This window comes from Corynebacterium sp. HMSC078A10, assembly GCF_001811565.1.
Taxonomy (GTDB): domain Bacteria; phylum Actinomycetota; class Actinomycetes; order Mycobacteriales; family Mycobacteriaceae; genus Corynebacterium; species Corynebacterium hesseae.
On record NZ_KV805185.1, the window covers coordinates 19,446 to 42,575 of the forward strand.

General features: G+C 59.6%; 23 protein-coding genes. 3 read left to right on the forward strand and 20 right to left on the reverse strand.

Annotation, left to right across the window (positions count from 1 at the left end; genetic code table 11):
- Window positions 1–40 precede the first annotated feature (40 nt).
- Genes HMPREF2808_RS13455 through HMPREF2808_RS01960 form a run of 3 tightly spaced genes read right to left on the reverse strand, consistent with a single transcriptional unit; the run spans window position 41 to window position 1,282 of the window.
- The gene (locus HMPREF2808_RS13455) at window positions 41–205 is read right to left on the reverse strand and encodes a hypothetical protein (protein ID WP_168163001.1); all 165 of its coding nucleotides are present in this window, start codon (window positions 203–205) and stop codon (window positions 41–43) included.
- A gap of 15 nt (window positions 206–220) precedes the next feature.
- Complete coding sequence (locus HMPREF2808_RS01955) at window positions 221–919, reverse strand: YceI family protein (RefSeq protein ID WP_070565281.1); 699 nt, start codon at window positions 917–919, stop codon at window positions 221–223.
- A gap of 3 nt (window positions 920–922) precedes the next feature.
- Window positions 923–1,282 carry a hypothetical protein gene (locus HMPREF2808_RS01960; RefSeq protein WP_070533068.1) on the reverse strand — a complete coding sequence of 120 codons (360 nt, stop codon included), beginning with the start codon at window positions 1,280–1,282 and terminating at the stop codon, window positions 923–925.
- 135 nt (window positions 1,283–1,417) lie between these two features.
- Here HMPREF2808_RS01960 and HMPREF2808_RS01965 point away from each other — a divergent pair, with 135 nt between their 5' ends.
- Complete coding sequence (locus HMPREF2808_RS01965; protein WP_010186588.1) at window positions 1,418–1,801, forward strand: RNA polymerase-binding protein RbpA; 384 nt, start codon at window positions 1,418–1,420, stop codon at window positions 1,799–1,801.
- Between the two features lie 103 nt (window positions 1,802–1,904).
- On the opposite strand, the gene musI is transcribed toward HMPREF2808_RS01965, so the two are convergent.
- From musI to HMPREF2808_RS02010, 9 genes are all read right to left on the reverse strand, one after another.
- Window positions 1,905–2,546, reverse strand: coding sequence for an ABC transport system MusEFGK2I component MusI (gene musI, locus HMPREF2808_RS01970; protein WP_070623413.1), 642 nt, complete (start codon window positions 2,544–2,546; stop codon window positions 1,905–1,907).
- Between the two features lie 26 nt (window positions 2,547–2,572).
- Complete coding sequence (locus HMPREF2808_RS01975; RefSeq protein WP_070520468.1) at window positions 2,573–3,487, reverse strand: carbohydrate ABC transporter permease; 915 nt, start codon at window positions 3,485–3,487, stop codon at window positions 2,573–2,575.
- A gap of 3 nt (window positions 3,488–3,490) precedes the next feature.
- A complete protein-coding gene (locus HMPREF2808_RS01980; protein WP_070520471.1) occupies window positions 3,491–4,336 on the reverse strand; it encodes a carbohydrate ABC transporter permease in 846 nt (281 codons plus the stop codon).
- A gap of 172 nt (window positions 4,337–4,508) precedes the next feature.
- Window positions 4,509–5,840 (reverse strand): ABC transporter substrate-binding protein, encoded by a 1,332-nt coding sequence (locus tag HMPREF2808_RS01985; protein ID WP_070520595.1) that lies wholly within the window; start codon window positions 5,838–5,840, stop codon window positions 4,509–4,511.
- A 365-nt stretch (window positions 5,841–6,205) separates the two neighbouring features.
- Window positions 6,206–7,450, reverse strand: a complete 1,245-nt coding sequence (locus HMPREF2808_RS01990; RefSeq protein WP_070520475.1) for a DUF4032 domain-containing protein — start codon at window positions 7,448–7,450, stop codon at window positions 6,206–6,208.
- A 99-nt stretch (window positions 7,451–7,549) separates the two neighbouring features.
- Entirely contained in the window at window positions 7,550–8,680 is a 1,131-nt protein-coding gene (locus HMPREF2808_RS01995; RefSeq protein ID WP_070520478.1) for an ABC transporter ATP-binding protein, read from the reverse strand.
- 218 nt (window positions 8,681–8,898) lie between these two features.
- Window positions 8,899–9,774: a polyprenol monophosphomannose synthase gene (locus HMPREF2808_RS02000; RefSeq protein WP_070520481.1), complete on the reverse strand. Its 876-nt coding sequence runs from the start codon at window positions 9,772–9,774 to the stop codon at window positions 8,899–8,901.
- 28 nt (window positions 9,775–9,802) lie between these two features.
- Window positions 9,803–11,290: an apolipoprotein N-acyltransferase gene (gene lnt / locus HMPREF2808_RS02005; protein ID WP_070520484.1), complete on the reverse strand. Its 1,488-nt coding sequence runs from the start codon at window positions 11,288–11,290 to the stop codon at window positions 9,803–9,805.
- Complete coding sequence (locus HMPREF2808_RS02010) at window positions 11,290–11,862, reverse strand: FxsA family protein (RefSeq protein WP_070565285.1); 573 nt, start codon at window positions 11,860–11,862, stop codon at window positions 11,290–11,292. Before HMPREF2808_RS02010 ends, lnt begins: the two co-directional genes overlap by 1 nt.
- 70 nt (window positions 11,863–11,932) lie before the next feature.
- On the opposite strand from HMPREF2808_RS02010, the gene HMPREF2808_RS02015 reads away from it, so the two are divergent.
- Complete coding sequence (locus HMPREF2808_RS02015; RefSeq protein ID WP_070520490.1) at window positions 11,933–12,772, forward strand: cobalamin biosynthesis protein; 840 nt, start codon at window positions 11,933–11,935, stop codon at window positions 12,770–12,772.
- On the opposite strand, the gene HMPREF2808_RS02020 is transcribed toward HMPREF2808_RS02015, so the two are convergent.
- Together HMPREF2808_RS02020 and HMPREF2808_RS02025 are read right to left on the reverse strand one after the other, a co-directional pair.
- Entirely contained in the window at window positions 12,769–13,515 is a 747-nt protein-coding gene (locus HMPREF2808_RS02020; protein WP_070520492.1) for an SDR family oxidoreductase, read from the reverse strand. The genes HMPREF2808_RS02015 and HMPREF2808_RS02020 overlap by 4 nt on opposite strands.
- A complete protein-coding gene (locus tag HMPREF2808_RS02025; protein WP_070520494.1) occupies window positions 13,515–14,639 on the reverse strand; it encodes a M24 family metallopeptidase in 1,125 nt (374 codons plus the stop codon). Before HMPREF2808_RS02025 ends, HMPREF2808_RS02020 begins: the two co-directional genes overlap by 1 nt.
- Window positions 14,640–14,684: 45 nt before the next feature.
- Here HMPREF2808_RS02025 and HMPREF2808_RS02030 point away from each other — a divergent pair, with 45 nt between their 5' ends.
- A complete protein-coding gene (locus HMPREF2808_RS02030; RefSeq protein WP_246818419.1) occupies window positions 14,685–15,314 on the forward strand; it encodes a serine protease in 630 nt (209 codons plus the stop codon).
- Here the strand turns inward: HMPREF2808_RS02030 and HMPREF2808_RS02035 are convergent.
- The 6 genes from HMPREF2808_RS02035 to pafA form a co-directional block, all read right to left on the reverse strand.
- Window positions 15,311–18,124 carry a DEAD/DEAH box helicase gene (locus HMPREF2808_RS02035; RefSeq protein ID WP_070623416.1) on the reverse strand — a complete coding sequence of 938 codons (2,814 nt, stop codon included), beginning with the start codon at window positions 18,122–18,124 and terminating at the stop codon, window positions 15,311–15,313. The two genes, HMPREF2808_RS02030 and HMPREF2808_RS02035, sit on opposite strands and share 4 nt — an antisense overlap.
- Before the next feature lie 96 nt (window positions 18,125–18,220).
- Window positions 18,221–19,210, reverse strand: coding sequence for a twin-arginine translocase subunit TatC (gene tatC, locus HMPREF2808_RS02040; protein ID WP_070623419.1), 990 nt, complete (start codon window positions 19,208–19,210; stop codon window positions 18,221–18,223).
- A gap of 188 nt (window positions 19,211–19,398) precedes the next feature.
- Entirely contained in the window at window positions 19,399–19,662 is a 264-nt protein-coding gene (gene tatA, locus HMPREF2808_RS02045) for a Sec-independent protein translocase subunit TatA (protein WP_070520503.1), read from the reverse strand.
- 83 nt (window positions 19,663–19,745) lie between these two features.
- Window positions 19,746–20,711, reverse strand: a complete 966-nt coding sequence (locus tag HMPREF2808_RS02050) for a helix-turn-helix transcriptional regulator (protein ID WP_070623421.1) — start codon at window positions 20,709–20,711, stop codon at window positions 19,746–19,748.
- Window positions 20,704–21,693, reverse strand: a complete 990-nt coding sequence (locus tag HMPREF2808_RS02055) for a helix-turn-helix transcriptional regulator (RefSeq protein ID WP_070520509.1) — start codon at window positions 21,691–21,693, stop codon at window positions 20,704–20,706. Before HMPREF2808_RS02055 ends, HMPREF2808_RS02050 begins: the two co-directional genes overlap by 8 nt.
- Window positions 21,694–21,724: 31 nt before the next feature.
- Entirely contained in the window at window positions 21,725–23,107 is a 1,383-nt protein-coding gene (gene pafA / locus HMPREF2808_RS02060; protein WP_070520512.1) for a Pup--protein ligase, read from the reverse strand.
- Window positions 23,108–23,130 lie beyond the last annotated feature (23 nt).

A 23,130-nucleotide genomic window follows, 5' to 3' on the forward strand; every position in this document is an offset into this window, starting at 1 on the left:
TAATTGGGGTATACTTCTGTGCATGCGTCAAGCGTCAGTTTTAGCGCTGACGGTAGGCGATCACCAGCTGCACGATGGTAAGAGCTACGAGTACCGCCGAGAAGGCAGCGAGGAGCTTCATCTCCTGCAACCAAATAAAGATGCCAAACCCTACGAGCACGACGAGCCGTACCCACAGGATTGGAATGAGGCGTTGGGAATTCATGAAGAACAGTGAATCTTACTTCTCAAAGGTGACGCGGACGTTGATCTCGCCAGTTTCGGAGATCCGCGCGGCGATCATTTCAGGAGTCTCAATGCCGAAATCGAGGCGGTTAATCGGGATGTCGCCACCCAAGATGATGGTGTCGCCATCGCGGACCACCTGAAAATCCTGGCTAACGCTCTTGGTCTGGCCGTGGATGGTGAGATCGCCTGTGAGTGGGATGGTGACTACTGAGCCGTCGTCAGGCACGGCGGAGACGTCTGCGGGCTCGGTCAATGTGAAGGTAGACTCTGGATACTTTGTGACCTCAAAGAGCTTTGTCTTCATGTTCTGGTCGCGCACCTTCTTGTCCGTGGTCAGGCTCGCCATGTCCACGGCGATGTGCGCCTTCTCAACGGTGCCGTCCTTGATGGTGGCCTGGCCGGTGACATGCTTGGTTGAGCCGGATGTCGTGCGCTTATCGGCTGGGAGGATCTCATCGATAGTAAAACCTGCCGAGGTGTGGTTATATGCCGTACCTTGCGCCACGTGCCATTCGCCATCGACGTTGGTAGTAGCGGCCTGGACCTTATCCGCATTGATGGGCTCGGTTTTGACACCGCGGCCCATGATCAAAGAAAACACGAGTGGTCCTAGGGCCAGCGCTGTCGAGGCCACAATCAGGATCACGAAGATACTAACGATCAGTTTGCGGTTGCCTAATAGGGATTTCATGTACTATCTCAATTCCTCAAGCTTTCGAGCCAGTGCGACCAGTTCAGCACACAGCTGTTCCATCTCTTCAGCGCTGGCGCTTTCCGACGCTGCCGTAGCAACATCCTCAGCGCAACACCGCAGCTCAAAGAGGCCGTCGCGGAGACGATCAGCCTTCTCTGGAGTTAGGATGACGGCATCCGCAGGAATGGGCGTTCCAACCACGTTGTGGCGCTGCTCGTAGGCTCGCTGCTTGCAGGATGGCGAGCAGAACTTGCGTGGCCTACCCCGGCCGCCCTGCGCGATTTCCTTGCCACACCACTGGCAGGTTGCCGGGCTGCGCCTTGGCGGCGTGTCGGGCTGCGGATCCTGTGTACCAATCACCTCAATCACCTTAGCCCATTAACCCGAGGGTGGGAACAAAGGCAAGGGGCCATTCGTTATAATGATAGATCTTTGGGTGATATAGGTCGACCCTGATCCCTTTCCTACCTCAACACTTGAAAAGGATGATGTTGCATGGCAGATCGCGTACTCCGTGGCAGCCGCATGGGCGCAGTGAGCTACGAAACCGACCGCGACCACGACTTGGCCCCGCGCCAGATGGTGAAGTACCGCACCGAAGACGGCGACATCTACGAGGTGCCCTTCGCTGACGATGCGGAGATTCCCGAGGAGTGGATGTGCAAGAACGGTAAGCTCGGCACTCTGGTTGAGGGCGAAGGCGTAGAGTCCAAGCCCGTGAAGCCGCCGCGGACCCACTGGGACATGCTGCGTGAGCGTCGCTCCATTGAGGAGCTGGATGAACTCTTGACGGAGCGCATTGAGAATCTGCGTTCGCGACGTCGCGCGGCGGCACGCCTCCTCAAGGAGCAGAAGGCGCAGGAAGAAGGAGAGGCCTAGCAGCCTTTGCGCGCCGCATAGAATTCTCAAGGGTAGTGAATCCACGAAGAAGTGGATACCACTACCCTATTTTTCGTTTTGGGGCCGGCTTGCCCGCAGCGCCTTATGCGGCGCTGCCATCGGGTGAATCGGAATTGAGTTCGGGCCATTGTAGCGCCAACTCAGCGAGATAGACTGCGAGGGCCGGACCGAGCACAACGAGAAAGAACAGGTAGCCTCCCCACTGCGCAGGGAAAAAGAGTGGGTACAGTACCAGCAGTGCCCAAGGGCACACTGCTAAAAGCGTACGCGGAAGGTGCGCTACCGCCTTCATCATGGCCGTTGTGCACCGTTGACTAAACCTCAACCCTGGCGCATCGAGGTGGAAGAACCACACACTAATGCAGCTTATGACAATGAGGCCTGAGACCAGCGCAGCGCGAAGCACTACGCCCATCGTCCCGAGCTCAGCCTTTGCGATAATGGCGAATTCATAGGCGGCCAAGGCGCCTACGGCGAGGTAAATGAGCCACCATGTAGTGTTTACCCCGGGACGCGTCAAAAGGCCCCGAACGAAGGCCGAGCCGCGGCGGGAACCTTCTTCGCGAACCATCTGACCAGTCACCGCGTGAGCGGTGCGTAGGGACATTCCCCCAGTGAATACGGGAAAGCACGTGATAAGCAGGAGAACGTTAACGATGACGAGGTCAGCGAAGAGGCTCAGAGCAGCATAGAACTTCGATTCGGGGCCCAGCATGCGGTTCATGGTTTTCTAACCTACCGCACTGCGGATTAGCCCTTGACAGCGCCGGCAGCAACACCTTCGATGATGTGCTTCTGCGTGGAGAAGTAGAAGATGACGATAGGAATAATGGCCAGAACCAGCATCGCCATCATGGCGCCCATATCGCGGTTACCGTTGGAGCCAACGAAGGACTGGATGACTACCGGGATGGTCTTGTAGCGGGTGGAAAGGCCGATGACCAGGTACGGCAGCAGGTAGTCGTTCCATACCCACATGGCATTGAGAATGGCCACGGTAATGGCAGTCGGCTTAAGCATAGGCCACACCACGCGGAAGTAGTTCTGGAGCGGGCCGCAGCCGTCGATCATCGCGGCTTCCTCGACGTCCAAGGGGATGGACTTCACGAATCCGGCAAACATGAACACCGATAGACCGGAACCGAAACCGAGGTAGAGCACCACGATGCCGATCGGGTTGTTGAGGTGAAGCATGTCTGCAATCTTGACCGTCGGGAACATGACCATCTGGAAGGGGATAATCATGGACACCACGAAGAGGTAGTACAGAAGGTTCGTCCACCAGGTCTTAACGCGCGTGATGTAGTAGGCGGTCATCGCGGAGAAAAACACGATGACAATCACGGAGAGAATCGTAATGACGAAGGACCACAAGGTCGCTTCAAGGAAGCCCTGCTTGGTCAAGCCCACCATGAAGTTCTCGAAACCGACCCAGGTTTCACCGATGGGTAGGGAGAAAGGATCGGATGAGATAGCGAACTTGGACTTAAAGGAGTTGATGAAGATGAAGAGAATCGGGCCAAGGAACACGATGGTAAAGAACACCAGGATGGCGTAGACAATGAACTTGGCGCCGCCGGACATCCTGGTCTGGTTGTCCGTGGGAAGCTGGTGTTCCTTCTTCTTCGGGGCCGGTGCGGCCTGCGCTGAAGTACTGGTAGTCATGACTTAAGCCTCGATTTCCTTGGAGCGGGTCGCGCGCAACTGGAAGTACGCGATGACGACCACGACGACGACGAAGATGACGGCCTTGGCCTGCCCCACGCCCTCGACGTTCATACGGTTGAACAGCGTATTGACGATGTTAAGGGCGACCATCTCAGTTTGTCCGCCAGGTGCACCGTTGGTCAGTGCAAGGTTTTGGTCGAAGAGTTTGAAGGAATTCGACAAGGTCAGGAAGAGACAAATGGTGATTGACGGCATGACCATCGGAATGGTGACGTGGCGCAGCATTTCCCACTTGTTGACACCATCGAGCTCAGCGGCCTCGAGAAGCTCCGGCGGGACGTTTTGTAGACCGGCGATGTAGATAATCATCATGTAGCCGATCAGCTGCCAGTTCAGCAGCATGATGAGGCCGGCGTAACCGAATTTCCAGTCCGCGCTAATAGTCGTGGAATAGTGCGAAAGCACGGCGTTGATCATGGTCTGCCAGGTATAGCCCAGGACGATGCCGCCGATGAGGTTCGGCATGAAAAAGACCGTGCGGAAGAAATTTGTTCCGCGAAGCTTGCGGGTCAGCATCCACGCCAAGAGGAAGGCGAAGACGTTGACGGTGATCACGGAGACGATGACCACGAGGACGGTGAAACCGAAGGCTGAGATGAATCCTTCGCGTTGGGAGAAAGCTTTGACGTAGTTGTCGATGCCAACCCACTTGGCGTTAGTGATGGTGGTGAATTTCGTAAAGGAGAGGAAGAAACCCACGATAAACGGCACCAAGAAGGCAATCATGAATGCCAGAAGGGTGGGCAAGACAAAGACTGGGAAGTATTTCTTCAGCGTTGCTTGCATGGTGGTGAAACCTTAAATTCAGGTGGTGCCACGCGTTTCCCAAAGGATGGCGGCGAGGAGAGGGGGGCTGAGGGCGTGGAACAAACTGACGAGTACGTGCCATGCCTCTCACCTACTCCCCTCCCCGCCCTCCGTTTGGGAAGGCGGATGGCGAGGGGATGGGACTAAAGGTTTAGCCCCAGTTGGATTCCTTTTCAGCAGCCCAGTTGTCCTTGAACTGCTTGACGACGTCATCCCACTTCAGGGTGCCGGAGGCATACTGAGACAGGGCTTGGCCGAAGTCATCCTTGAACTGCTGTGACGGGAAGTACTGGAAGTTCCACGGGTAGGTGGTGAGGTCTTCGTTGTCGATAGCTTCCGCGACCTGCTTTGCCAGCGGGTCATTCGGAGTGTCTTCTGCGGAGTAGTTCTTGAACGGGGCAATGAAGCCAAGGTCCTTAACCACGTGCTCCTTGCCGGCATCGGAGGTGAAGAGCCAGTCCACGAAGTCCTTGGTAGCCTTCTGGTCTGCCTCGGAAGCCTCCGAGTTCACACCCAAGTAGTTTTCGGTACCGACGTTGATGCCGTGCTTCTCCTCATCCGGCAGGCCCATGTACATCGGCAGGAACTTGATCTTGTCTTCCTTGACTACGTTGCCGGAGGTCTCGGAAATCTGGGACCATGCCCAGTTACCGTTTTGGACCATGGCGGCCTTGCCCTGAGCGAACTCAGCCATGGAGTCAGAGACCGTCTTAGACGGGGCAAGAGACTTCTCGACGGTGGAGTTGTCCAGGTAGAGATCGAAGAGGTTCTTGTACTCCTTGTTATAGGAGAAGTCGATTTCGTTGGTGTCCTCGACGCCCTTGTCTTGGTACTCCTGCCAAATCGGAGCGTTGGCCAGGTGTGTCTGCCAGCGCCAGTCCTCGCCGGAGGTCAGTGAGGTGGAGGCAAAGGCGCCCTCAATGCCGAGCTCGTCCTTCTTCGCCTGCATGTCCTCGGCGACTTCCTTGAGCTTCTGGTAGCTCTTGATCTCATCGGTGGACTTGATCTTTGCCCCGGAGGTGGCGATGTACTTGTCGAAGATCTCGTCGTTGTAGATGATGCCGAAGCCCTCGACAGCGAACGGGACGCCGCGTACCTCTCCATCTTCAGTGGTCAGTGGCGGGATGTCATCGGTGAGCTGCTTAGCTACCTCGGTATCCGACATGTCTGCCATGTAGTCTTGCCAGGTGATGAAACCAGCCGGGCCGTTGACCTGGAAGAGGGTCGGTGCTTCATCTTTGCCGATCTCAGCCTTGAGGGTCTGCTCATAGGAGCCGGAGGCTGCGGTGACGACCTTGACCTTGACGCCGGTCTCTTCGGTGTAAGCCTTTGCGATCTCCTGGTAAGCGGCATCCTGTTCTGGCTTGAAGTTCAGGAAGTAGACATCGCCTTCGTCGTCAGTAGAGCCTGAGCAGGCGACGAGACTTGCGGCGGCCAGCATGGAAGCCATGCTGATGGATGCGATGCGAGTAAGACGCTTCATGTGGTCCTCATCTTTCTTGATGAAAAGCGGGATGTTGAGCCGTAGATAGACAACCGGCTCGTATGCGGTTATGTCTGGGCGATCCTCCATGACAAAGGCTCTTGCCCAGTGCTACCAGTTGGTCCATAGCTGGTCACTATCCGACTATGAACTGGTTAGCCTGTCTCCTACCTTAGTGAGGTATTCCACACGATCAAAAGAAATCGGGCCTAAAACGCCCGATTGTGACTATATCCATATTCGGGCATGAGATCGCTCCCCATTTAAGGGGCAATCGGGCCTAAAACATACAAAACGATATAAGAAACGGCTGAGAGCGGCTCGATAGACTTGAGCTATTGAGCGGTGTTGGGGCACACGGGCGGTTATGACAAGTCGTCATTCGGTGCCGGCGTCTGAAGCAGCCGAGCCTCGTCGCGGCGGGCGGGCAATACGGAAGAGAGATAGGACGCCGTGGCTTCCGGGAGGGTTACGGCTTCTCCCCTCTCTTGGGCGAGGAACCAGCGGTGGTCAACGATCTCGTGGAAGATCTGTGCCGGTTCCAGCTTGTGGAGCATCTCGACGGGAACCGCAGCAATGGTCGGTTCATACTCGTGTGTCATCCACAAGTGCGCCGCCTGGGTCAGCCCAACATGAGGGCCGCACTCGATGGCCTGATAGGCCTGGATAGAGCCCAATAGGCGTTGCGCTTGGTGCTCCTCGACGCTCAGCCCTGTCAAGCTCAACAACTCCGAACGATAGTGGCCGGGATCGACTACCACAGGGCGAATGCGCACGACCTGTTTCGACTCGTCCTTGGTGACCTTGAGCTCCCCCACGTCGAAACCCAGCTGGTTAAGGCGGTCGATCCTCTCGGAAACGCGCCAGTACTCGCTGGCATCTACGGATTCTTCGGCGGTCAGCTCTGTCCACAATTCAAGGTAGGAACTCTCGACCAAGCTTCCGAGGGCGATAACATCGATATCTTGATCTAGGCATTCACCTGCCTGCAAGTCCATGAGCTCACCGATGATGTTGACGCGGGCGATGTCGACGTCGTAAAGCCTGCGTGACTCGGAGAGATTGGGCTGGAACTCCCCTGTTTCGGCGTCGACAAGATAGGCCGAATAAGTCTCGGCATCACGCCGGAAAAGGGTATTCGACAGCGATACATCACCCCAGTAGAAATTCAGCAAGTGCATCCGCACCAAAAGCACCGACAAGGCACGGATGAGCTTCTCCGCTTCGACGACTGTCAGGTGCCGCGAGAAGATCTCGCGGTACGGAAGAGAAAACTCTAGGTGTTCAGTCACCAGAGCTGCGGTGAGCTCTCCGTAGCTTTCTACAGCCGGCTGGCGTCCCGTGATGACTGCAACGGGACGCACGCTGGGAGCGCCGAGGCGCTGCAGCTCACGCAGCATCTTGTACTCGTGGTGAGCGGTACGCGCACCAATCTCCTTGACTGCGACGATGCCGCGATTGATCCCCACGAAACGCACGATATGCCGGGAAATGCCCCTGGGCAGTGCGGCGATGAGATCATCGGGCCACTGTTCCAGGGGCGTATCCCAAGGCAACGCCAGCAATGCCGACGCGTACGTCGAAGAGGTGATGCTCATGGACTCTTTCATGTCGAGTCACTCCACCTTCTTTGCTGATTTTGGCCTAGAGCTTTGCCACAGCCGTGCTGACGTTCGCGACATGTTCCGCGGGTCAGCCGGCATATGGGCTTAAGGGAGGCGCTTGCCAGTCGACGCCGAGAAGTTGTGCTGGCCGCCTTCCACGATGCGTGCGTGGAAAATGCTGCCCGGGGCAGGCGCAGTGTTCGGAGCTGCACGAACGACGATCTGGCCCGACTCGGGAACGTCTTCGCTCGAGGAGCCGAGATCACCTTCGCCCACCAATTTTCCGTAGAGGAAGGAGTCGGAACCAAGCTCTTCCACGAAGTCAAGCTTGATCGGGATGGAGAGATCGGTGGACTCGCCCTCGGGGATGATTTCGAGGGCCTCTGGGCGGAAGCCGATGGTGATGCGACCGTTATCCTCCGGCGTCATCGCAGCGACAGTTTCCGGGGAAAGCTTGATACGAGCATGGCCGGAGGTTGCGTTACCGTCCTTGACAGAGAAGGTGCCCAGGTTCATTGCCGGGGAGCCGATAAAGCCGGCGACGAAGACGTTGGCGGGGCGGTCGTAGAGCTCGCGGGGTGCGCCAACCTGCTGAAGGTAACCGTCCTTCAGTACAGCGATGCGGTCACCCATGGTCAAGGCCTCAGTCTGGTCGTGGGTGACGTAGACGGTGGTAACCCCAAGCTTGCGCTGCAGGGCTGCGATCTGGGTACGGGTCTGCACGCGCAGCTTGGCATCGAGGTTGGACAGCGGCTCATCCATGAGGAAGACCTGCGGGTTACGCACGATTGCGCGGCCCATGGCAACACGCTGACGCTGACCGCCGGACAGGGCCTTCGGCTTGCGCTCAAGGAATTCGGTAAGACCCAGGGTGGCGGCGGCTTCGTCGACACGCTTGTTAATTTCGTCCTGGGACTTGCCGGCGATTTTCAGGGCGAAGCCCATGTTCTCGCGCACGGTCATGTGCGGGTAGAGAGCATAGTTCTGGAAGACCATGGCGATATCTCGGTCACGCGGGGCAACGTGGGTGACGTCTTTGTCGCCGATGTAGATGGCACCGTCGGTGACGTTTTCCAAGCCGGCCAGCATGCGCAGCGTCGTGGACTTACCGCAGCCGGAGGGGCCGACGAGGACGAGGAATTCGCCATCGGCGATTTCCAGGTTGAACTTCTTGACGGTGGGTTCCTTAGCGCCTGGGTAGGTCAGGGACGCATCTTTGAACGTTACGGTTGCCATAGCATACTCTCCTCCATCGGCAGGTACGTGCCGAACGATCCGTAGTGTGAGAATGAAGTGAAGCAAGTCACTGTGCACCAGATAAAGTGCCACCTACGACATTAGCACTGGTGGTGGTTATTACCGCAAAAGCCCGAAAACCATGACAGGTTTTCGGGCTTGTTTGCCTTATGCGAGGCTCGAAAGGTCAGCGTGCCTTTCCTTGGAGAGACTGGATTTTAACGGCTGAGCATTCCTTTAACCAGGCTGGATACCTCGGACACAAAGTCAGACACGGCATTCTTAGCCGTGGCGGCCTTGGAACCAAGCTCCATATCCTTCACTGTGCGGGAAGTGATCTTGGATACTTCCGAGGTGAAGTCGCTGACCTGCTCGGAGCGGTGAGCGACTCCCCACTTGGTCACCTCGAGCAGGGAATCCTTGACGAAGGAGCCGTCCAGCTTGGATTCGCCCAGCTCGCGCTCGGTGAAGGTAATCGGAACCTCGCGGACATCGAAGCCATCCTTGATGGCGCGGAAGGCAACATCTACCTGGAAGATGTAGCCGGCGTTGGATAGTTCCTCAAAGTCGAGGTGCTCTAGCAGTTCGCGACGGAAGGCGCGGTATCCAGCGGTCATGTCGTTGATGCCAGCGCCCAGCGCCACCGAAATGTACTTGTTGCCCAATCGGGACAGTAGCTCGCGGTTGGCCGGCCAGTTCACAGTCTCTCCACCCGGCACATAGCGAGAACCGATCACCAAGTCAGCACCCTTGTCGATCTCCTCGAGCAAGAGATGCAGCTGCTCCGGGGCGTGGGAGCCGTCCGCGTCCATCTCGCAGAGCACCTGGTAGTCCTTCTCCAGGCCCCACTCGAAGCCGGCGATGTAGGCGCCGAGGAGGCCGCCCTTGCCCTCGCGGTGAAGGACGTGCAGGTGAGAATCCTCGGCGGCCAGCTTGTCCGCGGCCTCTCCGGTGCCGTCCGGGGAGTTATCGTCCACGATCAGGATGTGAACCTCCGGGGTGGCCTTGCGCACGCGGCCGGTAATCAGCGGCAGGTTCTCAATCTCGTTGTAGGTGGGGATGATGACCAGAGTAGATTCGCGGGTCGAGCTCACTAGTTCCTTGCTCCTTTTGGTTTCTGCTTTAAGGCGCGCTGCGCCGTCCGGACAAGCGGGTGGAATAGATCGCGTACAGCGCGCAGACCGTTCCAATAATAGTCATGAGCCACTGCAGGAGCGAACCATAACGCACCGCAAATGTACGCCCCTCTCGGAGCGGAAGCTCTTCTTCGAGATAAGCCGGTTCAAAGATGCCGCTGTCCTGGCTCACGGAACCATCTGGGTGCACGATGGCCGAGACCCCTGACGTGGCCGCCACAACGACGGCGCGATCTGCTTCCATGGCGCGCAGACGGCTCATGGCCAACTGCTGGTAGGTCATATCGGAATCACTGAACGTGGCGTTATTTGTTGGCGTCGTGAGAATCTGCGCCCCGTTGTTAATCGCGGTTCGAAAGGCCTGGTCAAAGCTCACCTCGTAGCAGGTGGCAACGCCGACCGCAGTTCCGGCCATGGTCACCATTCCTGGCCCGTCACCGGGTTTCATGTCGCCTGCGAGATCCACCAAATCGGTAATCCGCGCAAAGAAGTCACGCATCGGCATCGTTTCGCCAAAAGGCTGCAGGTACTTCTTGTAGTGATGCTCCCCCACCGATCCATCCGGGTTGAATACCTGCATGGTGTTGCGCGCACCGACCTCATCGCGCGTTAACGTGCCGACGAGGATGGGGGCGTCGATGTCGTGGGCGGCGGCGTCGATAAGCGCCCGTGCGTCGTCGTTGGCAAAAGGATTGATATCGGAGGAGTTCTCCGGCCAGATGACGATGTCAGGCCGTGCACCATCCTTGGCTGCCTGTTCGGTGACGCGGACGTGGTTATCCAGCACCGCGCGGCGCTGCGCGGCGAAGTCGAGGCCAAGCCGCGGAACGTTTCCCTGGACAGCGGCTACCGTCACAGTACCCGTGGTATGGCTAGGGCGATTCACGCCCTGCGCAGCTACAAGTCCGGCAAGCAACGGCACCGCTAAGAGGGCACAGGCCAACCGTGGCGCGCGCGCAAGCCCCACCAGACCCGCGCCCATGCAGACGACCGCACAAGTAATGAGCGCGGGACCACCCCACGGGGCGAGGTTGGCCAACGGTCCTTCGATCTGACCCCATGCCAGGCGCACCCAGGCAAAGCCTCCAAAAGGTACGGAGGAGCGCAGCATTTCCACCGCCACGTAGAAAAAGGGAAAGAGCGCGAACCCATAGCGCAAGCGCAGCAGTGCTGCCCCACCGACGCCGAGGAGGATGCTGTACAGCGAGAGGAAGATAGCGAGCGCAATATAAGGCATGTTGCCCACGAGCTCACCAATCCACGGCAGCGTGAAGAGGTACAAGACAGCGCTATGGACTATGGCGATGAGTACTGCCCATCCTAGATGCAGGGGCTTTCTCCACGGCGCCAGCGCTGCCACCAGCATGGCCATCCCAATGATCCCCGCGGCCCACCAGCCGCGTGGTTCCACCGAAAGATACGTGACCGCGCCCGACAGAGCGGCAAGAACAAGCCGCGCGAATATGGGGAGCACTACTTGCTTCCGTCCTCGAAGTCCTCGGGCTTAACGTGTTGAGTCCACGAGCGGATTTCTTCTTCATCCAAGACTTCGTGCGATTGGCCTGACTGATCCATCCCGCTGCCGGCTGTATTGCCACCAACAGTGCCGAAGGAACCATAGGAATCGCGGTGCTGCGACATGGGCGAGGCCTCGTACACGCGCACGCCCATGTCCTCAATCTTTTTGAACATCGATGCGGCAAGGAGCGTGCGGATTATGGAGCGCGTGGGCGCAAAGATGAGCAGAGCGCCAAAAACAGTGGAGACGAACCCAGGCAGCGAAAGCAGGATGCCGCCCACCATGGTCAGACCAACATTGCCGGCCGTTTTGCCTGGGGTGGGATCCTCCATCACATAGACGCCGTCTTCGGTCTGCCGGATGCGGCTGGCCATCATGCGGCGCACTTCCCAGCTGGCAATCGTCATCCCGAACAGCATGGTTAACGCCAAAGCAAGCAGCGCCCACAGCACACCGATCCACTCGGCGACTGCCCAAAACGCCAGGGTTTCGAGGAGGATGTACGCGATGAACAGAAGAAACGGCATGCAGCCCACCATACTTGCTGGACCTGCCGGTTCGCTGGCGACCCTCCCGTAACGATTAAACTTGCGCACCATGTCCCTCACTGAGTCGAAGCATCCTGAATCCGAGACCATGCGCTTCCACCCCGCCGGCGGCGTCGTCACGCCCGAGCAGTGGTTAGCACTGGGCCAGGCCGCCCGTGAACATGGCGATGGCTATGTGTACCTAGAGCAGCACAGTGTTATCAGTGTGCGCGGCGTGAGTAACGAGCAGGCGCTTGGCGACGTCCCCCTCCCCACCGCCGCTGCCCACGTCTTGGCCTCTCCCCTCTCTCTTCAGGCGCGCCGGGTAGCGCAGCGCGTTGCTGATGCCTTATCTGAAGAGGAAGGAACCTCCCCGGCTATCACCCGCGCTGCGGTCTTCGGCGTCGATGGTGGAGCTGGCGATCTCCTCGCACACGGCGTGGCGGCGGGACTCCAACTATCCGGCGGCAGTGCAGGGCAGGTCGAGGAAGCCGACTCCGCACGCCTCATCCGTGAGGGGGCAGCAACTGGACCGGCGCTGGGATTATGCGACGCGATTTCGCAGCTCGTGGACTACGTGGACGAGGTCTCCGCTGAGAATCCAGAGGCCATTGACCGGTTGTCCTCGGCTACACCTGCCGGACTCGCGCAATCGGATGTGCCCATTGGTTGGTTAACCGAACACACTGCGCCCGGCCGCGTCGATCTCGGCGCGGGCCTCCAAGATGGCGTGTTGCCCGCAGAGTACGCAGGGCTCATTGCTCAGCTGGGAGCAGCGATCACCGTTACTCCGTGGCAGGGCTTGGTCATCCACGATTTGGCGGAGGGCGATGCGGACGTCGTGCTCCGCGTCCTTGCTCCGCGCGGCTTCATCTTCGATGCCAATTCCCCCGCGCTCGGACATCGCTAGCGCGGCATGTGCCGCCAGATGGGGCGCGGGACAAGCTTCATGACCCAGGCCAACAGCTGAAGCGTCCGTGGGATCCACAGCGTGCGGGACACCGGCCGCGAACCCGACGAGGATTCGACGGCCTTGACCACAGCTTGTGCGACTACGTCAGGTGTCACCGACAGGGGCGCGGGTTTCATCCCTTGTGTCATGGACCCGATAACGAAACCGGGGCGCGCGGTGATCAGCGCTAGGTCGCTGCCCTGCAGGCGATCCGCCAGACCTTGGCAGAAGGCATCGAGGCCAGCCTTGGTTGAGCCATAGACATAGTTGGCCCGCCGTGCACGCCAGCCCGCAATGGAGGAAAAGGCCACGATATGGCCTCTTTTCATGACGTCGGCCAGCACGGTGAGCATAGATACCTGCGCGGCATAATCAACCAGAGCGATGTCGAAGGCATGGGCTTCGTCGTGCTCAGCTTGCTCCTGGTCACCCAAGATTCCGAAGGCGACAACCGCCGTCGTGATGTCCTCACCCGCGAGCGCTGCAGCTTGCTCGATAACTGCGCGGTGGGAGGACACATCCGCGGCATCGAAGGAAAGCGTGTGAACGGACGTTGCTCCGTTGCGCAGAAGCTCTGAGGTGAGCTCATCCATGCCGTGCTCACCCCGCGCGGCAAGTACTACCGGGCGGCCTGCGCACAACCGGCGTGCAAGCTCGCCGCCAATATCGCTGCGCCCACCAAGAATCAATAGCGCGCCCATTAACGCAACCCCCTCGGAGCTTGGTTCAAAGACTCGTAGCCGGACTCGGTGGTCACCACGATGTCCTCGAGACGCATGCCCCATTTTCCGGGTACATAGATACCAGGTTCGATCGAGAAGGCCATGGACTCTGCAAGCTCCAGCTCGTTTCCTTCCATGATGAAGGGCTCCTCGTGCGTCGACAAGCCGATGCCATGTCCGGTGCGGTGCGTGAAGTACTCACCCCAGCCGGCGCTTTCGATCACACTGCGTGTCGCACGGTCGATCTCCTGGGCAGTCGCCCCGGGCCGTGCAGCAGCTCGCCCGGCAGCTTGGGCCTCTTCCAACACCGCATAGGCTTCCTGGAAATCAGCAGGCGCCGCAGAAGGATCTGCGCCTACCACGTAGGTGCGTGTGCAATCAGAGTGATAGCCGGAGGGCAACGTCCCCCCGATATCCACCACCACGGGATCACCAGCGCTGAGTTCGCGCTCCCCGTAGTCATAGTGCGGGTTCGCACCATTCGGGCCGGAACCAACGATTATGAAGTCCACCTCTTTGTGCTCGCGCAAGATAAGCTCGCGCAAATCTGCCGCTACGTCGGCCTCAGTGCGGCCAGGCTGCAGGAGACGTGGCACCTCTGCATGGACGGCATCGATAGCCACTGCCGCAGCGCGTAGCTCCGCGACTTCATCTGGGTCCTTGCGGCTAAAGAGCCCAGCCAGCGCCTCGGTAGCAAGCACATACTCCACATGTGGAGCATCCGTCGAAGTGAGCGAAGACGGCTCGACTTGGCGTCGAATCGTGGACTGGAAACGCAATACGTGGTCCGCAGTTAGCGAAGAGCCCACAGCCACGGTGGTGGGATGCGTACCGTCTAAGGCCAGTGCATAAGGGTCCTGCCCGTCACTCCATCCCACTAGCTGGGCAGCAACGCCTTGAAGCGATTCAATGTCGGTGCTGGGTGCGACGATGATCGGTTTGGCCTCGGGACGGATGACCAGGCACGTCAACCGCTCATGGGAAGAGACCCAGGAACCCGTAAGATAAGCGAACTCTGCGCCGGTACCCACGAGCAATACATCGATACCCTTGGCAGCGGCAATCGCGCGGGCGCGGTCCAAGCGGGAAGCATAATCAGTCATGGCAGTTAGCCTACCGCTCGCCTTCGTCCAGTTAAGCTGGGCGCCGTGAATTCCTATCCCGCAGCCGTCAAGATCCGTACCCGCGGTAGCTATTGCTCGGGTGTGCTCATCGATGCATCCTTAAACCCCCGCTCCCAGCAGCGAACCCGGCTAGTTCTGACCTGTGCGCACTTCTTTCGCGATGGCGTGGGCGGTGGTGAACACTACAAAGTCAGTGGCGGGTTCAACCGGCGGATCACCGCCGTGCGCACGATTGACGGGACCGATATAGCTGTGTGCCTGCTTGATATACCAGCACCGCCCCGGGACCTTCCGGGGCTCGCTAAAAGCACACCGCATTTTCGCGCGCCAGTCAACACCTGGGGATATGGCGGAAAGTCCCGTCGCGCACAGAAGCGAACGGGGTTGTTTCTACTGCCCTTCTTTCGCACGTGGTCCATCGACTTCCGCACCACTGTCTCCCCCGCCGGATTTGTCTTCAACACGATTCCGGCAGTCAAGGGTGACTCGGGAGGGCCAGCGCTTGTCGACGACTCCGTCATCGGAACCCAAGCCCTCATCCTCAACCCATTGGGGAGAAACCTGAAGCTAGCCACGGTGGCGCTGGTCGCGCCCCACCGCAAGGCCATCGCGGCGGCAGCCACCGTGATACTGGACTTGGTCGAAGGAAATTAAGCGCCGATGGCGACAACGCCTCGTTGAATCGCGTCAATGGCGCGCCAGGCATTGCGGCGAATCTCTTCTTCGTAGCCTGTCTTGGCTACCTGCTGGAGCAGGTCGATGACCTGGCGGCACCAACGGACGAAGTCACCCGGAGTCAGCTCTGCGCCGGACTCGTTAGCCGCGGCCATGCAATAGGCCAAGGGTGCGCCCGCCGTCCACTGGTGGATGGCCAGCGCGAAGGCAGGCTCCGGTTCACGGGTCTGTGGCAGATTATGGCGCTTCTCATCGCTGACAAGCTCCGCGTAGATGCGCCACGTTGCGTTCATGGCGTCCGCCATTTCGTCGCTAGCCGCACCTGGTTCGCCGCGGGTGGCCTTGCGGTTTTCGAAGACGCACAGGGAGGCAACGCCGGCCAGCTCTGCCGGGTCAAGGTCATTCCAGATACCCCGCTTGAGGCATTGTGCCACCAGTAGGTCGGATTCGGAATGGATCTTGGCCAAGCGCTCGCCTTCGTCCGTGATGACCGGCTCGCGGTCCTCGCCATAGCCTTCAAACTCCACGTAATCCATCTCTGCCAGCAGGTCCACGATGCGCTCGAAAGTGCGGCCGAGGGTATCCGTGGCGCGCTCCACCTTGGCTTCCAACTTGTGGAGCTCGCGCTCGCGTCGGGCGAGCTTTTGGGCCACACCGGCCAGCTGCTCGCGGTCGGTCGCCGGCCAATTGTGCACCGGGTGCTCGCGGAGGGCATCGCGCAGCTGCGCGATCTTCTTGTTGGGACGATTACGCGGCTCAGTGCGCATCTTCTTAGGCCGCTTGTAGTAGTCGCGTTTGAAGGCATCCTGAACGTACTTGGTATGCCGACGCGGATGCTTCTGCGCCGCACGCGGCAGCTTCATGTGGCCGACCACTATCGGCGGATTATCAATACCGGCTGCATCGATGCGGCCTGACCATCCGGTCTCCGTGGTGACCCAGGGGCGTGGATCGGCGGTCTGGTTTGCCGGGGTGATGACAACTGCCAGGGTTGGTCGCTTCTTTGTTGCGATAGCGACGACCTCACCCACCTGCAAGCGGGCAAGGACCGCCGCGACCTCCTTGCTCCTCTCTTCTTTCTTGGAGGCACGCGCTGACTTTTCTTCCTCAGTCAGTTCGCGGCGCAGCCTCATATAGTCCATGAGTATCTCCGCTGGGTCTTCACCATCAATTGTCGGTGGAGCCAAGTTATCTACGGCCTGATCTAACTGTGCCCGAAGCTCGCGGACCCGATGCTCAGCGCGCTCAATTTCGCGCGTTTCTTCCACGACAGAGCCATCCGCCTGGAACTGCGCAAAGGACTTCTCCAGCAGGCGCAAAGAGTCATCGAAGCCGAGCATGCCCAGCAGGTTGATGGCCATGTTGTAGCCGGGTTCGAAGGTAGAGATGAGCGGATAGGTGCGGGTCGATGCGAGGCCCGCCACCGCGGTGGGATCCATGGCGGGTGCCCACTGCACGACGGCATTGCCCAAGGTATCGATGCCACGCCTGCCCGCGCGGCCGGTGAGCTGCGTGTACTGACCCGGTGTCAGGTCCACGTGTGCCTCGCCGTTAAACTTCACGAGCTTCTCAAGGACCACCGTGCGCGCGGGCATATTGATGCCCAGGGCAAGGGTTTCGGTGGCAAAGACCGCACGAACCAGGCCTTTGACGAAGAGCTCCTCCACGATGTGCCTAAAAGCTGGCAGCATACCCGCATGGTGGGCGGCGAAGCCACGCGAAAGCGCCTCGCGCCATCGCTTGAAATCAAGAACCTTGAGGTCTTCTTCCGGAATGCCTTCCACGCCCTTATCGACGATGGCCTTAATCTCAGCTGCCTCCTCTTGGGAGGTCAGCACCATGCGGGAGCGCAGACACTGATATAACGCACCATCGCAGCCCGCACGGGAGAAGATGAAGGTAATCGCCGGCAGCATCTCCATTGCCTGCAGCTCTTTGAGCACCTCTGGACGGCCCAGCGGTCGGTAGCGGTCCTGCGCGCGGGGCGCGCCGCTGCGCCGATCCTTGTTTCGGTCATTACGTCCTCCACCTTTGTGTCGGGCTCGCGCACGAAAGCTCGCGCGGTCTTGCGCGTAGTCCGCGCGGCCAGTGTCGCTATCCCCTGCTTCTAGGCGCTGGATACGGCGCGCCAACTCAGCATTGACCTGGCCGCCTGAATCAGGCTCGAAAAGAGGGTAGATCTTGCGCCCCACCATCATCCACTGGTCCAGCGGGACGGGGCGCTTGTCGGTGACAATGACCTCGGTATCTCCGCGCACGGTGGTTAGCCACCGGCCGAACTCTTCGGAATTGGACACCGTCGCGGACAACCCAATGATGGAGACGTGTTCCTCCAGGTTGAGGATGACCTCTTCCCATACCGCGCCGCGCGAGGCATCCGCCAGGAAGTGGATCTCATCCATCACCACGTGGGTCAGACGGTCGAGTGCGCCGGATCCTGCATAAATCATGTTGCGCAGGACCTCGGTGGTCATCACGAGGATGTCCGCGGAAGAATTGATGGAGACATCACCCGTCAGCAGCCCCACGGCATCCTCGCCGTGTGCCTCAACCAGGTCGTGGTACTTCTGGTTACTCAGCGCCTTGATAGGTGTGGTGTAGAAACAGCGGGTCCCTTGGCGCAGCGCCAAGGACACTGCGAACTCACCCACCACGGTTTTACCTGCGCCTGTGGGCGCACAGACCAAAACACCGTGGCCCGCTTCAACTGCTTGGCATCCTTCAATCTGGAAGTCATCCAGTGAGTACGGTAGTGCTTGAGTGAACTCGTCCAGATGCGTCAGTGTCATAAGACCCCAGGGTACCTGTCAGGGACGGCGTACTAGCGCCCCGGTCCCCAGCGCCAAGGAAACGTTTGAACAAGTTCCCTAAAAAGGCTGACCAGCTTACAGAACGTCGTCGAAAAAGCCGCTCTGCGGGGGCTGAGTATTCCTCTGTTGAGGCTGCGGTGCCGGAGCTTCACCCGTTGAGGCCGGGGGAACAGGCCTGGAAGATACCGGCCGCGAAGACGCAGAAACGCTCGTTGATGCAGACACCGGAGTTGGTGCACCTATGGCACCCGGACCTTCGTCCAAGGACGAGGCTGTTTCATCATCCAGATCCATCCAGTCTGGGCGCTGGCGCTTCTGGCGTTTGTCGTTGATGCGGCAGAACTGGAAGGCCAATTCCACGAGGAGTACGAGGGCACCGGCCAAGACCAACATCGAAAAAGGTTCTTGGCCGGGTGTCACCACCGCAGCGAAGATCATGATGGCGACAATGATGATGCGGCGCTTGTCCTTGACGTCATCGTATTCCAGGACACCTATCACATTGAGGCATACCACGAGTAGTGGGATCTCAAAGCTCACGCCGAAGATGAGGAGCAACGTCAGCAGGAAGTAGAAATAGCGCTCACCGGTTAGTGCCGCGGTCTGGTACTCCGAGCCCATGCCCATGAGGAACTCCAAACCCACGGAAAGGATGAAGTAGGCAAGAAGCGCGCCAAGCACGAAGAGAACTACCGCCGTGGAGACAAAAAAGAAGGTGAAACGGCGCTCGTTCTTATGCAGACCGGGCACAATGAAAGCCCATATTTGATAGAGCCACACCGGTGAGGACATTACTGCGCCAGCCAACGCGCCCACTTTGAGGCGCAGCAGCAGCATTTCGAAGGGGCTGGTGGCAAGCAAGCGGCATTCGCCATCCGCGGTGAAAGAGATGCGCTTTTCCTCAGGCAGCGAGCAATAGGGCCCACGCAAGATCTCGCCCAGCGGCGCCATATTAAACGGAGCGTTTTGATACCAAATGAATCCGATGATGGTGCCTACCACGAGAGCAAGCAAGGAAATCACGATGCGCCGACGCAGTTCTTGGAGATGTTGGACTAGGGTCATCTCCCCCGTAGGATTCTTGGGCTTGCGGCGCAGCTTTGAGGTCCACTTTTGCTTGCGTGCGCTAGACGCGGGATTCGGCGGTGTACTCGCGGTACTCAATGCAATGCCTCCCTAGAAAGCCCACAGCGGCACACACTCCCTTGGAGTTCCAAGTCCCTTGAGCGTGGTGTGCCTACCGAGAAAGATGATTAGTTCTGATTTCCATCAACCGGCTTGGATGCGCGCGGCTGCATTTCCGGGCTGTTCCAGAAGTCCTCATCGTTCTTCTTCGATGCAGCAATTTGGGCCTGCTGCTCGGGAGTGTTGTTCTCCTCCTTCATCTCCTTGACTTCGGACTTAAAAATGCGCATGGAGCGGCCCATCGAACGAGCTAGCTCCGGCAGCTTCTTGGCGCCGAACAACAGCACGATAACGAGAACGACAAGGCCGATTTCCAAAGGTCCCACGGTCATTGAGGGTGCCCCTTCTTTCTAGGTTGATGAAGCGTACGCTTCCATGCAGCGCAGCGCTGCACGGGGCGCACACAGGAGAGCTCTTAGTCTGGCAGTTGAGTATAACGCTCCAGCGCCCGATTTCTATGCTCCGAAATGGCGTCGACAAGCTTTTGCGGCCCCACGACCCGCATTCGGTCGGCTTGGCCGAGGGCGAAACGGCTAAACCATGCTTCAGAGCCGACGGGCATTGTTGCAGCTATCAGCCCATTTTCCAGTGTGTCGCCGAGCGTGATGTCGTAGTGCTCTGCGAGCCAGGTGAAATCTTGGTGAATCTCCAGCTGCGCAACGAAAGTGTGATCTAGACCAAAGGGGGAATCGGGGTTGAAATCCAGCTTGCGCACGTGCGGGGTCGCGCTGGCGTCGAGTACCTCAACATCACTCATGCGGTCGAGGCGGAACGTACGGTGCTCCCCCACCGATTCATCCCAGGCCACCAAATAGGGTTCGCCATCCACGATGAAGATTCGTGCTGGGTGCACGGTGCGCTCGCTGGTGCGGTTGGAGGACATGCTCCAATAGGTGAAACGGACCTGCCGGCGCTTGTCGACGGCCCCCGCCAGCGCCGCTTGCACCTGAGATTCCTCCGGATCCGTTGTGGCCAGGGAATCGTAGATGGCGGCGGTCTTTTCATCCATGATCTCGCGCAGCTTCGCGGCGGCGGAATGGACTGCGGAGACGTCGACAAGCCCCGGCATTGCCTCAAGGGACTCGAGCGTCAGCAACAACGCGCCGGCCTCCGTTGGGGTCAAGCGCAGGGCCTGGGTCAGGCCCTGGTCGTTGTAGATCTCGATGCCATCGCGGTAGCTGAAGCTTAAGTCGATGAGGTCCTCAGTATTGCGGCCCACCCCGGAGCAGAAGAGCCTATCGACGGCATCCTTAAGCTCAGCGGGGGTCATTCCCAAATCCTCGGCCGCCTCCATCGGGGTCAACCCTGGGTGGTTGCGCAGGTATGGGATGAGGTTGAGGGAGCGAACAAGAGACTGCAGTTTGCGTGGCTGATCAGCCATGGTGTGATTCCTCCCCACTCAAGAGCGCGACGATGTCTGAACGAACTTCTGTCGGTTCAATCACCACGACATCTGGTGCATATCCCGCGGCGGTGCGCACTAGCCAATCGCGGCGCACGCCCGTCAGCGCAAGGAGGCCATCCGCGCGTCTGCGTCCGGCATCGACAAGCTCCGCGGCCTGGCCATCTGGTACCTCAAGGAGGGCATCGACGGTGTCTCCCCGGTCAAGCGCTTCCACGACGAGATCTTGCAGCGGCGCGGTGGGCTCGAGGTGGGTGGCCGCAGCGCGCGAGCGCCTGACGTTGTCCACGCGGGTAGCGCGGAAAGTACGAGGTGCCTCGCGGTCCACATCCCACCCGACGAGGTAAACGCGATCACGGTGGTTGACTAGGCCCCAGGGATCCATGTGGCGGCGAACCGGCTTGGCTGAGGGCGTGGCGTAGTAATCAAAGGAAATGCGCAGCCCCGCGCGCACGGCGGTAATCACCCCGGTGACGAGCTCTGGGCTCAGCCTGGTCATGTCGTTGACGGCGGTGTAGACGGGCGCACCGCGCAAGTCGCGGGAGGCTCCCGAGGCTGCGAGTTTGGTCCACGCGGACAAGCTGAAATCACTCAAGCCCCCCGGGGTGCCAATCCCTCCGGCAACGCCCAACACCATGGCTTCCTCGGGTGTGAAGTCCACGGGAGGCAGCTGGTAGCTCTCAGGATCAAGGCGATACAGCGAGCCTTCCACACCACTGCTGTGCACCACCGGCACTCCGGCGCGTTGCAGCGTCACAATGTCGCGGGAAAGCTGCTTCTGAAAGGCCTCGTCGCTGCGGGATTGATAACCCTCGACGTTGGTGCGAATCCAGGCAGCGCTGCGGTCGGGAACGCCGCCTTGGTGCGCTGCGCCGTGGAGGGCAAAGGCGAGGTTGGTGAGCCTTTCGATGGCTCGATCTCGGACTGGTGTCCGAGCCGCAGTGCGATCTGCTGACGGCATGATGGCAGGTTCCTTGTTGAGGTTCGGGGCCTTAAGCACCTTGGTGCGAACGCATGTAGTCTAACAACCCGTCTAAGCGCGGGTCCTCGGATACGAAGGGGTCGGAGAACTCTTCGGTCATGGGTTCTGGGCGGTTGACTTTCATCCGCGTCCAATCCACCGTCACAGCGGCATTGAGCTCGCGGGCAACGGCGAGGAACTCGCCGCGCAGCTTGGCACGGGTGGTCTGCGGTGCGGTATCGACGGCGGCATTGATTGCTGCATCATCGATCCACTGTTCCACCATGCCGCGCTGCTCCAGCACGCTGTAGAGACCGCGCCCAGGGCGAATGTCGTGGTAGGTCAGGTCAATCTGGGCCAGCTTGGGGTGCGCCCAATCTCCGCCCAGGCGCTCGCGGTAGCGGTTCAGCAGGCCGCGCTTAATCACCCAATCGATCTCGCGGTCGACCGCGGAAAAGTCTTGTGTGTCAATGGCCTGGAGGGTGCGCTTCCAGAGATCGACGACGCGTGCGAGCTCAGCCGTTGGTGTCCCGGTGTCCTCGCGGTGCTCCAGCCAACGCTCTGCGGCGGCACACAGTTCTTGCTGGATTGCGAGCGCGGTGGTGTTGCCGCCTCCCTCGAGCGGAAGCTCGGTGCGGCCGGTGGAATCGAGCGCGATGGTGCGGATGTGCTGAATTGGATCAAGCACCGAAAGCTCCGGTACCTCAAAGCCAGCCTCTAGCATCTCCAGCATGAGCAGCGTGGAGCCTACTTTGAGCGCCATCGTGGGCTCCGCCATGTTGGAGTCGCCGACGATAACGTGCATGCGGCGGAAACGCTTCGAATCACCATGCGGTTCATCGCGGGTGTTGATGATGGGGCGTGAGCGAGTCGTCGCAGAGGACACGCCCTCCCACACTTGGTCGGCGCGCTGTGAAAGCACGAAACGCGCAGGCTCGTCGCCCTTGGCAGGTTTAATCATCCCGGCGCCGCAAATGAGCTGGCGGGTGATCATGAACGGCAGGAGGGCCTTGCCGAGGTCTTTGAGCACCACGTGGCGGCCAATGAGGTAGTTCTCGTGGCAGCCGTAGGAATTGCCCGCAGAATCGACGTTATTCTTGAACAAGTAGACGGCGCGCTTCTCCCCCTCCGCAGCCAAGGCTTCCTCCGCCTGTACGGCCATGCGGTTGACCATGGCATCGCCAGCGCGCTCGTACGCGATGAGCTGGCTCAGGCTATCGCATTCAGCGGTGGCGACCTCCGGGTGGGAGCCGACATCGAGGTAGAGGCGCGAGGCGTTGGGGCTAAAGATGTTCGAGGAGGAGTACTTCGACACGATGGGCCGGAAAAGCACGCGAGCTATCTCATCCGGGGACATGACTCGCTGGCCATGGGAAGCACTCGCCGTGATTCCGTACTCGGTTTCGATGCCCATGATCCGCCGTGCGTAGACAGGGG

What these genes read in the sequence shown, in the direction of transcription:
- HMPREF2808_RS13455 (WP_168163001.1), bottom strand. Translation starts at nt 205, where the DNA reads ATGAATTCCCAACGCCTCATTCCAATCCTGTGGGTACGGCTCGTCGTG.
- HMPREF2808_RS01955 (WP_070565281.1), bottom strand. Translation starts at nt 919, where the DNA reads ATGAAATCCCTATTAGGCAACCGCAAACTGATCGTTAGTATCTTCGTG.
- HMPREF2808_RS01985 (WP_070520595.1), bottom strand. Translation starts at nt 5,840, where the DNA reads ATGAAGCGTCTTACTCGCATCGCATCCATCAGCATGGCTTCCATGCTG.
- HMPREF2808_RS02010 (WP_070565285.1), bottom strand. Translation starts at nt 11,862, where the DNA reads ATGCCGTTTCTTCTGTTCATCGCGTACATCCTCCTCGAAACCCTGGCG.
- HMPREF2808_RS02020 (WP_070520492.1), bottom strand. Translation starts at nt 13,515, where the DNA reads ATGGGCGCGCTATTGATTCTTGGTGGGCGCAGCGATATTGGCGGCGAG.
- HMPREF2808_RS02050 (WP_070623421.1), bottom strand. Translation starts at nt 20,711, where the DNA reads ATGGCTGATCAGCCACGCAAACTGCAGTCTCTTGTTCGCTCCCTCAAC.
- pafA (WP_070520512.1), bottom strand. Translation starts at nt 23,107, where the DNA reads ATGGGCATCGAAACCGAGTACGGAATCACGGCGAGTGCTTCCCATGGC.
- musI (WP_070623413.1), bottom strand. Translation starts at nt 2,546, where the DNA reads ATGAACCGCATGCTGGGCCCCGAATCGAAGTTCTATGCTGCTCTGAGC.
- HMPREF2808_RS02055 (WP_070520509.1), bottom strand. Translation starts at nt 21,693, where the DNA reads ATGCCGTCAGCAGATCGCACTGCGGCTCGGACACCAGTCCGAGATCGA.
- tatA (WP_070520503.1), bottom strand. Translation starts at nt 19,662, where the DNA reads ATGACCGTGGGACCTTTGGAAATCGGCCTTGTCGTTCTCGTTATCGTG.
- HMPREF2808_RS01975 (WP_070520468.1), bottom strand. Translation starts at nt 3,487, where the DNA reads ATGACTACCAGTACTTCAGCGCAGGCCGCACCGGCCCCGAAGAAGAAG.
- HMPREF2808_RS02035 (WP_070623416.1), bottom strand. Translation starts at nt 18,124, where the DNA reads ATGACACTGACGCATCTGGACGAGTTCACTCAAGCACTACCGTACTCA.
- HMPREF2808_RS01995 (WP_070520478.1), bottom strand. Translation starts at nt 8,680, where the DNA reads ATGGCAACCGTAACGTTCAAAGATGCGTCCCTGACCTACCCAGGCGCT.
- HMPREF2808_RS02025 (WP_070520494.1), bottom strand. Translation starts at nt 14,639, where the DNA reads ATGACTGATTATGCTTCCCGCTTGGACCGCGCCCGCGCGATTGCCGCT.
- tatC (WP_070623419.1), bottom strand. Translation starts at nt 19,210, where the DNA reads ATGACCCTAGTCCAACATCTCCAAGAACTGCGTCGGCGCATCGTGATT.
- HMPREF2808_RS02015 (WP_070520490.1), top strand. Translation starts at nt 11,933, where the DNA reads ATGTCCCTCACTGAGTCGAAGCATCCTGAATCCGAGACCATGCGCTTC.
- HMPREF2808_RS01990 (WP_070520475.1), bottom strand. Translation starts at nt 7,450, where the DNA reads ATGAAAGAGTCCATGAGCATCACCTCTTCGACGTACGCGTCGGCATTG.
- HMPREF2808_RS01980 (WP_070520471.1), bottom strand. Translation starts at nt 4,336, where the DNA reads ATGCAAGCAACGCTGAAGAAATACTTCCCAGTCTTTGTCTTGCCCACC.
- HMPREF2808_RS01965 (WP_010186588.1), top strand. Translation starts at nt 1,418, where the DNA reads ATGGCAGATCGCGTACTCCGTGGCAGCCGCATGGGCGCAGTGAGCTAC.